At 71.3% G+C, this 13,493-nt stretch carries 15 protein-coding genes; 4 read left to right on the forward strand and 11 right to left on the reverse strand.

All coding sequences use genetic code 11. The features are described 5' to 3' along the window. Positions 1 to 41: 41 nt before the first annotated feature. Both Acy02nite_RS25205 and Acy02nite_RS25210 read right to left on the reverse strand, forming a co-directional pair. Positions 42 to 626: a nitroreductase family protein gene (locus tag Acy02nite_RS25205; RefSeq protein WP_203744708.1), complete on the reverse strand. Its 585-nt coding sequence runs from the start codon at positions 624 to 626 to the stop codon at positions 42 to 44. A gap of 483 nt (positions 627 to 1,109) precedes the next feature. Continuing rightward, positions 1,110 to 1,433, reverse strand: coding sequence for a MarR family winged helix-turn-helix transcriptional regulator (locus Acy02nite_RS25210; RefSeq protein WP_203744710.1), 324 nt, complete (start codon positions 1,431 to 1,433; stop codon positions 1,110 to 1,112). Between the two features lie 23 nt (positions 1,434 to 1,456). Between Acy02nite_RS25210 and Acy02nite_RS25215 the strand changes: the two genes are divergently transcribed. After that, the gene (locus Acy02nite_RS25215) at positions 1,457 to 2,038 is read left to right on the forward strand and encodes a hypothetical protein (protein ID WP_203744712.1); all 582 of its coding nucleotides are present in this window, start codon (positions 1,457 to 1,459) and stop codon (positions 2,036 to 2,038) included. Between the two features lie 171 nt (positions 2,039 to 2,209). Here Acy02nite_RS25215 and Acy02nite_RS25220 read toward each other — a convergent pair whose 3' ends face one another. From Acy02nite_RS25220 to Acy02nite_RS25245, 6 genes are all read right to left on the reverse strand, one after another. Continuing rightward, positions 2,210 to 2,914 carry a hypothetical protein gene (locus tag Acy02nite_RS25220; protein ID WP_203744714.1) on the reverse strand — a complete coding sequence of 235 codons (705 nt, stop codon included), beginning with the start codon at positions 2,912 to 2,914 and terminating at the stop codon, positions 2,210 to 2,212. 70 nt (positions 2,915 to 2,984) lie between these two features. After that, positions 2,985 to 4,199 carry a hypothetical protein gene (locus tag Acy02nite_RS25225; RefSeq protein WP_203744716.1) on the reverse strand — a complete coding sequence of 405 codons (1,215 nt, stop codon included), beginning with the start codon at positions 4,197 to 4,199 and terminating at the stop codon, positions 2,985 to 2,987. Next, positions 4,196 to 5,248, reverse strand: a complete 1,053-nt coding sequence (locus Acy02nite_RS25230; protein WP_203744718.1) for a TRAFAC clade GTPase domain-containing protein — start codon at positions 5,246 to 5,248, stop codon at positions 4,196 to 4,198. The genes Acy02nite_RS25225 and Acy02nite_RS25230 overlap by 4 nt, the downstream gene beginning before the upstream one ends. 9 nt (positions 5,249 to 5,257) lie before the next feature. After that, entirely contained in the window at positions 5,258 to 6,145 is an 888-nt protein-coding gene (locus Acy02nite_RS25235; protein ID WP_203744720.1) for a TRAFAC clade GTPase domain-containing protein, read from the reverse strand. A 25-nt stretch (positions 6,146 to 6,170) separates the two neighbouring features. Beyond that, complete coding sequence (locus Acy02nite_RS25240) at positions 6,171 to 7,481, reverse strand: hypothetical protein (protein ID WP_203744722.1); 1,311 nt, start codon at positions 7,479 to 7,481, stop codon at positions 6,171 to 6,173. A gap of 167 nt (positions 7,482 to 7,648) precedes the next feature. Beyond that, complete coding sequence (locus Acy02nite_RS25245) at positions 7,649 to 8,518, reverse strand: cyclase family protein (RefSeq protein WP_203744724.1); 870 nt, start codon at positions 8,516 to 8,518, stop codon at positions 7,649 to 7,651. 98 nt (positions 8,519 to 8,616) lie between these two features. Between Acy02nite_RS25245 and Acy02nite_RS25250 the strand changes: the two genes are divergently transcribed. Continuing rightward, positions 8,617 to 10,635, forward strand: coding sequence for an ATP-binding protein (locus Acy02nite_RS25250; protein WP_203744726.1), 2,019 nt, complete (start codon positions 8,617 to 8,619; stop codon positions 10,633 to 10,635). Positions 10,636 to 10,650: 15 nt separating this feature from the next. Here the strand turns inward: Acy02nite_RS25250 and Acy02nite_RS25255 are convergent, their stop codons facing one another. Then, positions 10,651 to 11,010 (reverse strand): nuclear transport factor 2 family protein, encoded by a 360-nt coding sequence (locus Acy02nite_RS25255; protein WP_203744728.1) that lies wholly within the window; start codon positions 11,008 to 11,010, stop codon positions 10,651 to 10,653. Between the two features lie 86 nt (positions 11,011 to 11,096). Between Acy02nite_RS25255 and Acy02nite_RS25260 the strand changes: the two genes are divergently transcribed. Then, positions 11,097 to 11,693, forward strand: coding sequence for a TetR/AcrR family transcriptional regulator (locus Acy02nite_RS25260; RefSeq protein ID WP_203744730.1), 597 nt, complete (start codon positions 11,097 to 11,099; stop codon positions 11,691 to 11,693). Between the two features lie 481 nt (positions 11,694 to 12,174). On the opposite strand, the gene Acy02nite_RS25265 is transcribed toward Acy02nite_RS25260, so the two are convergent. Together Acy02nite_RS25265 and Acy02nite_RS25270 are read right to left on the reverse strand one after the other, a co-directional pair. Continuing rightward, positions 12,175 to 12,432, reverse strand: coding sequence for a hypothetical protein (locus Acy02nite_RS25265; RefSeq protein WP_203744732.1), 258 nt, complete (start codon positions 12,430 to 12,432; stop codon positions 12,175 to 12,177). A 77-nt stretch (positions 12,433 to 12,509) separates the two neighbouring features. Beyond that, on the reverse strand, positions 12,510 to 12,695 hold the full coding sequence (locus tag Acy02nite_RS25270) for a hypothetical protein (RefSeq protein WP_203744734.1): 186 nt from the start codon (positions 12,693 to 12,695) through the stop codon (positions 12,510 to 12,512). 102 nt (positions 12,696 to 12,797) lie between these two features. On the opposite strand from Acy02nite_RS25270, the gene Acy02nite_RS25275 reads away from it, so the two are divergent. Continuing rightward, positions 12,798 to 13,415 carry a hypothetical protein gene (locus Acy02nite_RS25275; protein ID WP_203744736.1) on the forward strand — a complete coding sequence of 206 codons (618 nt, stop codon included), beginning with the start codon at positions 12,798 to 12,800 and terminating at the stop codon, positions 13,413 to 13,415. Positions 13,416 to 13,493 lie beyond the last annotated feature (78 nt).

Consider the following 13,493-nt stretch of genomic DNA (forward strand, 5'->3'; position numbering starts at 1 on the left):
CTCAGTGGGCCCGACCGGCGGCGGATCGTCATGGGTACGAATCATGAGGCAGGCGGCCGGGCGCTCGTCCACAACAACTCGCTGACTGCCCGCCGCTCGCGGACCGACTCGGGCGCCTGATCGGCGTCCGAGTCGGTGGTGGCCGGCGCCCGCCCGAACGCCGACATGGTGGTGACCTCCCAGTGGTCGGGTACACCGAACTCGGCCGCCACGGCGTCGCGGTCGAAGGCGCGGAACTGCCGGGCGAACAGACCGAGTGCCTGGGCCTGAATCGTCATATGGGCCACCGCCTGGCCCAGGTCGTAGTGCGAGAACTCCGAATACTCCCAGTCGGTGCCGGCGACGAATCGGTGGGCAAGGTTCGCGACGAGGACGCTGGCCGAGGGAGCCCAACGGCTGGAACTGGCGGCGAGGTGACGCACGAGCCGCTGGTGCGTGTCGTCACCGCGGCGGCCCATGATGAACGCCCACGGCTGCGAATTCCCGGCAGACGGAGCCCACCGCGCCGCCTCCACGAGTGATGCGGCTCGGGTCGCATCCAACTCGAACACCGGGTCGAACGTCGTGGGACTCCAGCGCGCCGCCAGCAGCGGATGTAACCCGGACACGATCAGGTCGTCCTGCACCCTCTACTCCGCACGGTGCCGGCGGGCGGGGAAGTGCCACGTTCCCCCGGATCGGGTTCACCCAGTTTCCGCATGCGTCGGCCTCCCGTGAGTCAGTATTCGGCCTACAGATCAGCACGCGGCGGTCGCGACCACAATCATCAGCGGCTGCGTCCTCCATCACCAGGTGCTCCACGTCTCGATCCCAGCTGCCGCGGCCGGCGGCGGCAGCGCCAGGCGCAGCGCTTCGAAGACGCGGCGGACGGCGACACGTCGGACACTGCCACCGGATCCAGCGCGGGAGGCCGCCGGCCAGTCCGCATCTCCAGACCGGATGCGCTGGTCGCCGGGGACGAAACCCTGGCGGCCCCGGCGGGCTGCCCGGCCCGGTGGCGTCGGCCGAGCGTGCGGCTCGGTGCCGGTAGGGCCGCATCTCCGCACCGCACATCGCCTGCGCCGCACGCCATGACCGCATCCGGCGGCCGACGCCTCCGGCCAGCAGGTTCAGGATTGAGGCCGCGCGGCGGTGAATACCTTGAGCAGCAACCCGTGGAGCTGCTCCCGTTCCGATGGAGTGAGACCGCTGAGCACGATGTCGTCGACCGCCGCGGTTTCCTTCAGCAACTGCGCCAGCAGTTCGCGCCCGCTCAGCGTGATGGTGACCAGCACGCGCCGGCGGTCGGCGTCGTCGCGGGCCCGCCCGACGTGGCCCGTCCCCGCGAGCTGGTCGATCACCTTGGCCATGTCGCTGGGGTCGATGCTCAAGCGGTCACTCAGGTCCCGCTGAGCGTGCGGGCCGAAGTCCGCGAGTGCGGCGAGGACCGACATGTGCCACATCCGAAGCCGTACGGATGATCGCGGATCTTCCGGTCGAGCACTTGCCTCCCGGCACCTCCGCCGGGGCGAGCTTCGGCATCAAGAAGACCTGGCTGGCAATACGGGGCAGCACCGTCGAACAGGTCGCCGCCGCGATCGGTGTGACCGGCGGCAGGGAGGCCGGCTGGGACGAGGGCGTGGAAGCCGCCGCCGGCGATCGGGTTTTCGTCTCCCCGCCGGCCGGTGGGTGGATCTTCGTGGTCAACGCGGGGTGCAGGTTCGACGGCTCCTCCGTGGCGTCGCTCAGTGGCCTGCTCGGCACCGAAGTGCAGTACTTCGGAAACCATCGGGTCTCCGACTACGCCGAGTGGGCGCTCGCCGTCGACGAGCGGCTCCTCCGCCACGTCTACTGCAGCGAGACCAGCGAATCGTGTGAGGAGACGGGCACGCCCACACCGGTGGAGATCGAACTTGGCTTCTCAGCGACGGAACCGGGCGGCAAGTGGGCCGACCAGGACGACGTCATGCGGGTCGCCGCCGATTGGAGCATCGACCCGAACGCCCTCAGCGTGATCGCATCCAGCCCCTGCCGCGGCCTCGTCGGCCACCTGACCTGACGAGGCCGCCCACCTCGAGGTTTTCGAGGCAACGAGTGCCAGGCTCGACATCCGCGCGCGGTGCCTGCGATTCGCCTGCCTGCCGGAGCGACCCGCCCGTTCGTCCCGTTCTGCCGATGCGATGATCAGCCACGCTCATCTGCCGCTGAAAGGCGCTGCCGAAGGTGCCGATCAGGTCGTACCGTGGCGCTTGCGGGAGTCAGCCGTCGCGAGCCCGGCACGCATCGCGGCCCGCAATTCCGGCTCCCACGGGCCGGAGGCGGCCAGCGGAATCTCGGTCATGAATCGCCGCTCGGCTTCCGGGATCTTGGCGACGACCAGATCGGGGTCCGTGGCAGCGGTTGCATACAGGGCCGGGCCATCGGCGTAGAAAAGGTCGACGACGACGAGCCGCCCGTCCGCGGCGCGCATGACGTTGGCCGGATTGTGGTCCAGAGGTCCGCACCATGGCAGGTCCTGCCGAGCCTGTTCGTGGATCCGGCGTACGACGTCCACCAGTTCGGCGACCTCGGGGGTTCCGTTTGCGATCGCCCGGTGGAAAGCGACAGCCTCGTCCTCAGCGACCGGCTGCAGCCATTCCATCACCTGCAGGTCGCCGCCGCCGGCCAGCCGATCGTGCGAGAACAGCTCGGGAACCTGTCGCGTGTGCCCGGCCTGTCGGTACAGCGCCGCGGTGTAGGGGCCGGTCGGGTCGAACGGACTGATCCGCGCGGCTCTCGTGCCGTCCGGCGACCGCAACACGATCGCCCAGTCCCCCGCGCCGCACGGCGTCCAACCTTCCGCGAGAAGCCTGCCTTCGACGCCGTGATGATCCGACTCCCGGAAGGAAACGAACACAGCCCGATCCTCACCTACTCGGCCGCTCTCCAGCGGCATCAGTTGCTCACCGATGCGCAGCAGACCCGGCTCGAACGTCGCGGGCTGTCCGACGCGCGGGCGGGCTGGCTCAGTGCTGCGCGATGTCGTCCTCGTTCGTCCCCGGTGGACGGTCCGCGCCGGTCGGGCGGGGCGCCTCGGACTCCGCCCGCCACGGCTCATCGGTGGTGGCCGGCCGCCGCTCCCCGTCGCCGGTCCCTGGTCCGCCCAGCGGTTGCGGCCCGCGTTCCCGTTCGGGCGGGCCGTCGGAGCGTGTGGCGTGCGGATCCTCGTCCGCCTCGTAGCCGGAGCCGGCCAGCTGGGTGAACATGGTGCGCAGCCGGCCCCGGAACGAGCCCTTCCGCGCCGGGTGTCCGCCCGCTTCCGGGCGCGGGAGCTCGGTGGGGTGCGGTGCCGCAGGCCCCGGCTGTGCCGCCGGGGGCGCGGCGGCCGGCGGCGCGGGCGGGATCCGTCGCTTGACCATCGCCCACGGATCTTCCGTGGAGCCCGGCTCGGCCGGGTCGGTGGAACGCTGCATCCGTCGCGGCTCCGACGGCGCGGATCGGTGCGGCCCGGACCGCGGGGGCGCAGCCTCTGGGGGCTGCGCCGCGGGCGGCGCAGCCGCGGGCGGCCGGGCATCCAGCGGCGTCGGCGACGTGATGTCGGCGACGGCGACCAGCATCGGAGGCTCCACCGGCACGTCGCGCGCCGAGGGGAAACCCACGACGACGGTCACCGGGCGCCGGTCGGCCCGAGCGAGGTCCCACGGGACGGACCGCTGACTCGTCGGCCACCCGTACCGGACCGCCGGGTCGAACCGCCACGCCGTCTCCTGGATGGGGTCCTCGTCCGCCGGTTGCCACGGCGGCGGAACGCCATCGGGACGCCGGGGCTCGCCGACCTGGCTGTCGTGCAGATCCCAGTCGCGACCCATCCAGTGTTCGTAGACGGGCGACGCCCACGGCACGTACCCGCGTTCCAGAGCCTCGATCGAGGGACCGCGTGGCGGCTGCACGATGCGCTGCTCCCCCACCCAGCCGACGAAGCAGTAGAGGTCGCGCTGACCGTCCGAGTTCATCGTGGCGCTCAGCATGGCCGCCTGGCAGGCCACGCCGACGAGCCGGTGACGACCGTCCTGGGCGAGGGCGAAGCGCGGACCGTGCGGCAGCCCGCGTCCGCCGTGAACGGTCGCTCGCACGGCCGACCTGATCCACTCCGGGTCGGGACCATCCGGCAGAACCCGCCACCAGCGGTCAGCGCGCCGGGTCCGGCCGTAGACGATCGGGTACCACTCGATGACGTTCATCGAACCGCCGTCCATGCGCCCTCGATGTACATCGGGGTGTCGAGCAGCTCGTCGGCCAGGATGTCGCAGCGCAGGCGGCATTCGGCGGCCAGGCCCTCCATCACGTCATGATAGCGGCGCAGGTCGCCCATCCGGGCATCCAGCTGCTGCTGCTGTTTGCCGTTGAGCAGCCGGCCCAGCAGCGTACGCCGGGAATCGTCGCGCGTGCGCTGGTGATCCGCGGTCTCCTGTTCGGCCTTCCCGGCAATGGCAGCGAACGCGATGGCTGCCCGCCGGTAGTAGGAGTAGAGCGAGAACACCATCGGCCGGTCGATCCGGAACGGGGCGAGCTCGCCCGGATCCACCCGGGACGACGTGAGACGCCCGATCCGGCCGATGCTCACGATGCAGACCGCGACGTCCCAGTCGTGGCGGAACACCTGCGGCAGCAGTTTCTGCGCCCACTCGCGGGCCTGGCGCTCACGCTGCGCCACGTCCCCGGGGAGCAGCGACCGCAGCAGGTCGCCCTTGGTGATCAGCAGGACGACCGACGGCGGGATGAGGTTCTGCGTGTCGCGCTGGTCGGCAATCTCGCCCAGGGTCCGCGCGTACCGGCCGATCGCGCTCTGCAGTTTCGTCTCGGCGGCCGGCTTCTTCTCGAGGACGTCGGCGAGCAGCGCGCCGTCGAGGGTGATGTACACGCTGTCGGTCTCGCCGAGCCGGGCGACCAACTGCGACACATCCTGCTTGGAGGAGTCCCGGTCCCGGATCACGCCGCCACGGTAGTCGACCCAGTTGAGGCGCAGCAGCGGATCGACGCCGTACCGGAAGGTGAAGTCGAAGACCTGCAGGCCGCCCTCCTCCGTGGTCGGCTGCGGCAGCAGGCCGTCCTCGATCATCGCGTCCCAGGCCGAGGCGAGGTCGAGGTCGACGTCCCGGTTGTCGGCGTGCAGGAAGAAGTTGCCCAGGCCGGCGGAGAGGTGGGCGTACATGCCGACGAGGTACGTCGTCTTGCCGCTACCCGTGCCGCCGAGCATCGTCACCTGGATCGCCGGAATTGCGTCCGCCATGATCGCTCCTCAGAAGATCTCGATCGGGCCGAGCAGGTGCTCGAGTTGCTGGATCGGCCGGAGCATCGGCTCGAGCCGGCGATACTCCCGTTCGGCCTTCAGGTACGCGTCGGCGGCCAGTTCACGGTTGGTCTTCTCGCCCCGCAGCCTGCCGTTGATCCACCTGTCGTACGCGGTGTCGCGGGCCGCGAACCGGCGGGCGCTCGCCGCCGCCTCGTTCAGGTTCGCGACCATGGCGTCGGCATGGTGGCGGACCCCGAAGTAGAGGCAGAACAGCACCGGGACGTCGACGTTGCGGGGTTCCGGCCCGCACGCCATGGGCACGAGCGTGCCGATGACGTACTGCTGCTGCCTGATCGCCTGGATGAAGGAGCCGAACGGCTCGAGCATCCGGTCGATCCTGGACTCGTCGATGAGGTCGCACTTCGTGAGAGCGATGACGATGGGCGTGGTGCCCGTTCGGTTCTCCAGCGCCTGGAACACGACGGTGGTCAGGTTACGGATCTTGCGGCGGGCGGCCTCGCTGTTCTGCAGGTCGACCGAGTCGAGGAACAGCACGATGGCATCCGCACCGGTCAGGTCCTCGAGCAGCTCGCGGGTGTCGTCGACGGTGCTGCGGTCGCGCAGGGCCCCGCCGCGGTGGTCCTTCCACGTGAAGTCGATCAGCGGGCTGGCCGCGTGGCGCAGCGTGAGGGTGTACTCGTGCCGCCGGTCCGACGGCGCCGGGTAGGTGCCCCGCAGCAGGCCGGTCCCCGCGGTGAGCAGTTGCTGATGGGCCCGCTCGTTCTTGGCCCGGACGCGGAACCCGCCGATGCCTTCGAGGGCCATCGTGCGGTACATCGCGGACATGTAGCTGGTCTTGCCGGCGTTGGTGTGACCCAACATGACGATCTGCATGGATGCCTCGATCCGGAGCAGTCGGTTAGTCGTCGTCCAGAGGGCTGCGGCGGTTCCGCTCGGTCCAGTGGGGATAGCCCGGCGTCGCCGCCGGACGGTTCATCGGCGGGGTCCGCACCGGGCGCACCGGCGGGGCCGGCTCGGGCGGGAGGGCAACGGGTGCGGGGGCCGGCGTCGTGATCGCATAGAACAGCTCGGCACGGGGGGCGTACGACTCCGGCAGCTTCGTGACCACCTCGTAGAGCTTGGTGCGGTGGTGCTCTCGGGGGGCCGTGCTCAGGACGGCGCGGCGCAGCACGGTCGCCGTGTCCGTCTCGTCCGGCACCGGCGCGCCGAGCAGGACCACGCAGGCCCGGCGCAGGTCGCGTACGGCTGCGTCGGGATTTCCGCGCCGGAGGTGCCGCCCGGCCGAGTGCATGAGGTGGTACGCCGGGTCCACGACCAGGTCCAGGTCCATCGACAGGTCGGCGGGCCAGTCGTCGGCCACCAGGCTCGCGCCGGTGATGGCGTTGTCGATCTGCTCGGCGTACGCCTCCCGGTGCATGAGGTAGAACGCGTCGATGGCGGTCGCGACGACCAGGCTGATGGCGCGGCTCGCCAGTTCGTGATCGAGCTCCCGCAGGTCCTCCTCGTCCTCCGGCCGCCGCAGCCGGAACCGCTGGCCGGTGGTGGAGGTGGCGTTGATCTGCGTGACCTCGACCTCGGTCCAGTCCTCCTTTGACGAGGCCCGCATGCCGTAGATGCGCATGTTCTCCTGCAACCCGGGCACGCGCAGATCGCATCCGCCGAGGTAGACGCTGAGATACCGGCGGTCGACGGCGATCTGCAGGACGAGCGTGGGGATGCCGGCGAGGTCGTACTCGTACAGGGCGGCGTGCGGCCATTGGAAGGGACGTTCCGGCATACGGATCCGGATCAACCCCTGGTTCTGGTATTGCATCAGTTCGGCATGTACGCGCAGCCTCAGCCCGTTCCAGCTCGGATTGTCGGCGTCGCTCTGCGGCAGCGCCAACAGGACGACCAGCGGGCTGTGCTCCGACCCGGTCTGGAGCAGTGTGGTGCGCAGCGTACCCGGCCCGTCCCGCACCGGGTACGTCTCGTGGAGGCGCTGCTCGGCGTCACGCAGCCGGTCCCTCAGCGCGGCCATGCGGCCCGCCTCGGCATCAGCCGCCAGTCGCATCCGCTCCAGCCGTTCGGCGCCGGCCGCGTCCTCGTGCCGCCTCTCGCGCTCGAACGCCAGCTCCTCGCGTCGCTGCGTCACGGCAGCGGCGACCTTCGCGCGTTCCACGGCGTAGTCGGACACGAACTTGGCGGCAGCTTCGACGAGCTTGGTCACGACTACGGATGAGATGGGCTCGACCACGGGACCACTCCGTCCAAGGCGAGTCAGCGGTTGCACCCGCCAGTCTCAGCACGCCCAGGAGGGTGGACAATCCCGCGTGCGGACACATCGACGTCGGATCTCGGACTCGGCACGCCGGCAGTGGAGGAGGCGGACCCCGGTCAGAAGACCGCGAGCGGGTTCACCGGCAGTCCGGTCGTTCCGGCGATCCGGGGCGCGGCGATCACGAACTGGAACGTCCACCGGCCCAGCCGTGCGCACACCTTCGCCAGCTCTTCCGGGTCGGCGGCGTCGATCAGCGGGATGGCCAGCCGCCCCAGGGCGAAGCGGTGCAGCGCGCCGGGCACCTCGCCGGGCAGTGGCGGGCGGGCGTCACCGATGTCGCCTGCGTAGACGGAGATCCCGTGCTCGTGCATCCAGCGGACCGCGTCGAGCGTCATCCCCGGCAGCGCCTGGCCGCCGGCGTTGATCAGGCTCCAGCCGCCGCGGACCACCAGGGCGTCGCCGGGCAGCACCTCGATGCCGGCGCGGGCCGCGGCCGCGTCCAGGTCCGCGCCGGTCACCGGGTGGCCCGGGTCCAGCCGGCCGCCGGGGGCGAGGTCGAGCAGGACGCCGCGGGTGAGGATGCCGTCGGCGTAGACGTCCGCGGCGCCGTGCCGCACCCCGGTGGGGCCGGAGCTGTCGGCCGCGTCGACGCCCGGGTAGACCCTGCCCCCTTCGATCCAGTGCCCCATGGCGTCGAGGTGGGTGACCTCCGGGTGGTGGGTGGTCACGATCATCACCTCGGCCATCGCCGGGGCGCCGAAGCCGGTGAACAGCATCGCGGTCTGCACCGCGGTCGTGGCCGCCGAGGTGGACGCCATCGGACCGCCGGTCAGCGGGAACGGGGTGGTGACCCGGGCGATCGACACGGTGATGCCGGTGCGGGCCTCGGCGGCGCCCCGGGCACGTACCTCGTCGGTGATGAGGTTGACGGCGCCGAGCTCGTCGCCGTCGCCCCAGCGACCCCAGTTGGTCGGAAAGTCTGACATGCGCCCATCGTGGCCGGTCCGGGTGCTGCCGGCTGCCCATCCCGGTGCCCGTCCGGTGCCCACGCGGCCCGGTCGCGACCGGTCGCTAGGGTCGGGGCATGACGCGGCTCGCGGAGACCCTTGACGTACTGCGGCGCCGTTCGTTCGTGGGTCGCGACGCCGAGTTGGCCGTGTTCCGCGAGGCGTTGACCGGGCCCGGTGTGCTCTTCGTGCACGGGCCCGGCGGGGTGGGCAAGACCGCCCTCCTGGACATGTTCGCGCATCTCACGGCAGAGACAGACCGCTTGCCGGTACGGGTCGACGCCCGGCACCTGACGCTCGGGCCGGACGCACTGCCGGTGCCCGCGGGCGAGGACCGCCCGGTGCTGCTCATCGACACGTACGAGCTGCTGGAGCCTCTCGACGACTGGATCCGTGAGCGGTATCTGCCCTCGCTGCCGGCGACCTGTCTCGTGGTGATCGCCGGTCGGCGGGCGCCCCGGCCGGGATGGCGTGCCGACCCGGCCTGGCGCGAGGTGCTGCGCGTCGTGGAGCTGGACAACCTGACGAGCAGCGACGGACACGCCTACCTGGCCGCCCAGGGCATCGCGCCGCCGGTGCACGAGTCGCTGCTGTCGATCAGCCGCGGGCATCCGCTCATCCTGTCCCTGCTGGCGGACGCCGTGCGCCGGGGTGCCACCCCGCGCAGCCTGCGCGACGTGCCCGACGTGCTGGAAGCCCTGGTGTCGCGGCTGCTCGCCCAGACGCCGAGCCCGCGGCACCGGGCAGCGCTGGAGGCGTGCGTGCCGGTGCCGGCCACCACCGAGGACTATCTGCGCTCGATGGTCGGCGACGACGCCGGCGAGCTGTTCGCCTGGCTGCGCGGGCTGACGTTCATCGAGGAGAGCCCGTACGGGCTGTACCCGCACGACGTGGTCCGGGACGTCCTCGACGCCGACCTGCGCTGGCGTGACCCGCAGCGGTACGCGGAGATGTCGCGCCGCAAGCTGACCGCCTTCCAGGACCGTGTCCGGGCCGTCGCGGGCGTGCGGGAGCAACTCGAAGTGGTGGCGCGCATGATCGTCCTTAACGGCGCCCGTTACTCGGTTCGCGCTCTGAACGGGCTGCCGCCGACCATGCAGGCGTACGCGGACGGGCTGCGCGACGGCGACGCGGAGGCCGTCGTCGCCATGACGGCCGCCTGGCAGGGCCCGGAGCAGGCGCGGCTGGTGGCGCACTGGATGCGCCGCTCCCCCGAGGCGTTCCACATCTTCCGTACGGGCGACGGTGAGCTGCGCGGGTACGCCGCCGGCCTGGACGTGACGGAGGCCGACCTGGGCGCCGACCCGGGCGTCGACGCCATGTGGCGGTACCCGGCCAAGCAGGGACCGCTGCGGCCCGGTGAACGACTGCGGGCCTGGCGGTTCTTCCTCGACCGCGAGCACGGGCAGCGCCCGTCGCCGTCGATGACGCTGTTCCTCGCCCGCCAGATGCTCGACATCCTGCTGATGCGTGACGACCTCGCCTGGACCCTGGCCGGCGCCTGGCAGGACGGGCCGTGGTGGGGCCCGGCCATGGAGTTCCTCGGCTTCCACCCGGCCACCGGCGCGGAATACGAGATCGGTGACCTCTCGTACGCGGTGTTCGCCCGCGACTGGCGCCGCGCCGATGCCCAGGAGTGGGCGCGGGCCCTGCACGCCCGCCAGATCGGCATGCCGGTGACGAGCCCGGCCGGCGAGCACGACGACGCGCCGGTGCTCTCCGAGGCCGAGTTCACCGACGCGGTGCGATCCGCCCTGCGCCACCTGCACACCCCGCGTCTGCTGCAGGACAACCCGTTGCTGCGCTCGCGGATGATCCGCCGGCCCGCGCGGGACGGTCGCCCGCCCGCCGAGACCCTGCGGGAGTTGCTGGAGGCGGGCATCGGCGCTCTGGAGGCGGACCTGCGCGAGCTGATGACCAGGACGTTCCTGCAGCCGGCCACCACCCAGGCGCGGATCGCCGTCACGCTGCACCTGTCGTTCAACACGTACCGCCGTCACCGCGACCGGGCGACCGCCCAGCTCACCGCCTGGCTGTGGCGCCGCGAGACCGGTCAGCCCACGGACCGCGAGGCGGACGATCCGCAGAGCCGGTGACGCACGCCCCGCCGGTCAGGCTGCGGCTCGAAGGCCGGCGGTGTCGAACGCGACCATCGAGTCGACGACCAGGCCGTCACGCAGGCGCATCCGGTCGATGCCTTCCCACGCGATCGGATGCCCGTCAGCGGTGGCGGTGCCGCGCCAGCTCACGAACCACAGATCACCGGCCGCGGCGTACGCGGTGACGGCAAGCCGCACGTCCGGGAAACGCCGCACGATCGACGCCACCCGCTCTCGCCATGCTTCGATGCCGCGCAGCGGCTCGGGCAGCCCGGGATACCTCAGCTCGATGTCGCCCGCGGCGAGCTCCCCCACCCGGGCCGGGTCAGGGGCCTGCCAGAACGCGGCCCACCGGTCGACGAACTGCTCCATGATGACCTCCAGTTACATACTCAAGGTACGTACTTGTAGTATGCATCTTCAGCAGTGTCCGGACAGATGTCAATCGGAGAAACCTCATGCCGTCCCGCCGCAGTCAGGCCGAGCGATCCGCCGGCACCACCTCCGAGCTGCTCACGCACGCGACCGCGGCCTTCGGCGCCGTCGGCTACGACCGTGTCTCCGTCGATGCCGTGGCGGAAGCCGCCGGGCTGACCAAGGGCGCGGTCTACCATCACTTCGGCGGTAAACAGGGACTGTTCCTGGCCGTCTACACCGACGCGCACGAGCGCATCGCCGCCCGGACGGCCACCGCCGTCGCTGCCGCCGCCCCCACCGCCTGGCAGCGCCTGGAAGCCGGGGTGGCGCAATTCCTGACCGCCGTCGCGGAGCCGCACCGGCAACGCATCGTGGTCGTCGACGGCCCCCGAGTCCTCGACCGCGCCACCATCCGCAACATCGAGGACCGGCACGCCGCGGGCCTCCTACGAGACGCGTTCAGGCGGCTCCGGGAGGCGGGCGACCTGGCGGCGGGCGACGACACCATGCGTACCCGGCTGGTGATCGGCGCCCTCTGCGAGGCAGCCACGACGATTGCCGAGTCCCCGGCACCGGAGCAAGCCCTCACCGCGGCCCGAACCGACATCAACCGCCTGCTGACGGGCCTCCGCGCTTAGACACGGAGGGACTTCGGGCGTACGCACGAGGGTGCGCGCCGCCTGGGGCCCGAACAATCCGCAGGACACCACCGCCTTACTGCACGAGGCAGCTGAGCACGCGACGCCCGGCTCCGGACGGCTGTTTCCACGGTGGCCGTCGCGGCCTCTCCCCCGGACGGAACCAGCGCGCTCCCGGCTGGCGTTCACCGTGGTGAGGCGGCCGCGACAACCACCGTGAAAGCCAGCCGGAAGCTGCGCCGCGGTGCTTGCTCTTCTACCCCGCCACCAGCGTGAATGGGGATAGCTGCGCTCGAAGGCTGTCGACGCTGCGGGCGGTGTGGAGCCGTACCGAAGAATCGCTCGTCGGTGTTTCGAGGAGCCATCCGGTGACATGATGCGGCGGTGCTCCTCACGCGACGGTCCCGTCATGACCGCGTGGCGGCGTCGCTGCGTGACCGCGAGCTGCTGCACCGGGGCAACGGCAACAGGAACCGCGACCTCAACGATTCCCGGACCGGTCGGCTTTCGCGGCCTCTCCCCCGGGCGGCGCCATCCGGTCTCCGGTCATCGGCGGCTCGCCCGCAGGTTGATCCTGGCCGGCCGGCTCCGCGGGCGCGGCGGGCCGGCCGGGACGGAACGCGCGCGGGTCGAACGCGCCGCCGGGATGCTCCCGGACGAACTCGCCCTGGGCGTCACTGATCAGGCCCTCGGCACGGTCGGGATCGTTCTGCGGGTATCGGTCCTGTGCGTCGTTCATTCCTGGGACGTACCCGCGCGCACGCCCGGCATACCATCGCCGATCACCCCAAACCGCCACTCTGCCGTACGGACGTGTCAGCCGAGTTCGCCGGGCAGCGGTTCGGACGTGCGGTGACCGGTGTCGTCCACCTGCCCGGGCGCCATGCTGCCGCCGTGCGCCTCCTGCACGGGGTGCTCCTGGGCGCGGTGCTGCCCGGCGGCGGAGGCCGGCTCGTTCTCGGTGGTGCTTTCGCTGTACTTCTCGGGATCGACATCACTCATGATCAGCCCTATACCCGTACGGCGGGCTCTGATGCCGCACAGGTTCGGGGCCTGTCCCGCGTCTCGACAGGTTGCTGACATTGTCCGGTGAGGATCAGCGCCATGTTCATCACCGACTCGCACCGCTCGCGCAGGGCGGCACCTCGGGCGGCTCCGCTGATCACCGCGGCGCTCGTTCTCGGCCTGATCGGGGGCTGCGGCGCCGGCAACGACGACGCGTCGTCCAGTGCGCCCGGCGTCGCCAGCCTGCAAAGTCCTGCCGCCGGCACTCCCACCGCCACGGCCCGGGCCACCTCCGCGGAGAGGCCGCTGATCCGGGAGGACGCCTCGGAGGAGGAGAAGGTCCGGCTGCGCGACATCTACGTCGACTGCATGTGGGAGAACGGCTTCCCGAAGCAGGACGGGATGAAGGGCCCGAACGGCGGCTATCCCAGCAATCTCGACGATTTCGACCTGGGGCCGGGCGTGGTGGAGCGGATCGAGAAGAACTGCGCGGCGAAGGAGCCCGAGTCACCGTTCGACCGGGCGCGGCGTCTCGATCCCGCCTTCGACGACCATGTCCGGGCGAACGTCAAGTGCCTCAACGACCACGGCATCAAGGCGGTGGTGCAGGACGGCGCCCCGGCACTGGTGGACGGGTTGCCCAGCCGGAGCAAGAGCCATCTTCTGGACGACTGTGAACGCGAGGCATTCGCGGATTACTACTCGACGCTGAAGTGACAGTGACGGCCGCGGCCGGGGCAGTCGGCCCCGGCCGCGATTGTCGGGCAAATGTCAAGGGAATCGTCGGCGGTGACC

It is taken from the genome of Actinoplanes cyaneus, assembly GCF_016862095.1.
Taxonomy (GTDB): domain Bacteria; phylum Actinomycetota; class Actinomycetes; order Mycobacteriales; family Micromonosporaceae; genus Actinoplanes; species Actinoplanes cyaneus.

Bases quoted from the DNA above. Each gene is read 5' to 3' on its own strand.
- Acy02nite_RS25210 (WP_203744710.1), bottom strand. From the start codon at position 1,433: ATGTCGGTCCTCGCCGCACTCGCGGACTTCGGCCCGCACGCTCAGCGG.
- Acy02nite_RS25215 (WP_203744712.1), top strand. From the start codon at position 1,457: ATGATCGCGGATCTTCCGGTCGAGCACTTGCCTCCCGGCACCTCCGCC.
- Acy02nite_RS25220 (WP_203744714.1), bottom strand. From the start codon at position 2,914: ATGCCGCTGGAGAGCGGCCGAGTAGGTGAGGATCGGGCTGTGTTCGTT.
- Acy02nite_RS25225 (WP_203744716.1), bottom strand. From the start codon at position 4,199: ATGAACGTCATCGAGTGGTACCCGATCGTCTACGGCCGGACCCGGCGC.
- Acy02nite_RS25230 (WP_203744718.1), bottom strand. From the start codon at position 5,248: ATGGCGGACGCAATTCCGGCGATCCAGGTGACGATGCTCGGCGGCACG.
- Acy02nite_RS25235 (WP_203744720.1), bottom strand. From the start codon at position 6,145: ATGCAGATCGTCATGTTGGGTCACACCAACGCCGGCAAGACCAGCTAC.
- Acy02nite_RS25245 (WP_203744724.1), bottom strand. From the start codon at position 8,518: ATGTCAGACTTTCCGACCAACTGGGGTCGCTGGGGCGACGGCGACGAG.
- Acy02nite_RS25250 (WP_203744726.1), top strand. From the start codon at position 8,617: ATGACGCGGCTCGCGGAGACCCTTGACGTACTGCGGCGCCGTTCGTTC.
- Acy02nite_RS25255 (WP_203744728.1), bottom strand. From the start codon at position 11,010: ATGGAGCAGTTCGTCGACCGGTGGGCCGCGTTCTGGCAGGCCCCTGAC.
- Acy02nite_RS25260 (WP_203744730.1), top strand. From the start codon at position 11,097: ATGCCGTCCCGCCGCAGTCAGGCCGAGCGATCCGCCGGCACCACCTCC.
- Acy02nite_RS25265 (WP_203744732.1), bottom strand. From the start codon at position 12,432: ATGAACGACGCACAGGACCGATACCCGCAGAACGATCCCGACCGTGCC.
- Acy02nite_RS25270 (WP_203744734.1), bottom strand. From the start codon at position 12,695: ATGAGTGATGTCGATCCCGAGAAGTACAGCGAAAGCACCACCGAGAAC.
- Acy02nite_RS25275 (WP_203744736.1), top strand. From the start codon at position 12,798: ATGTTCATCACCGACTCGCACCGCTCGCGCAGGGCGGCACCTCGGGCG.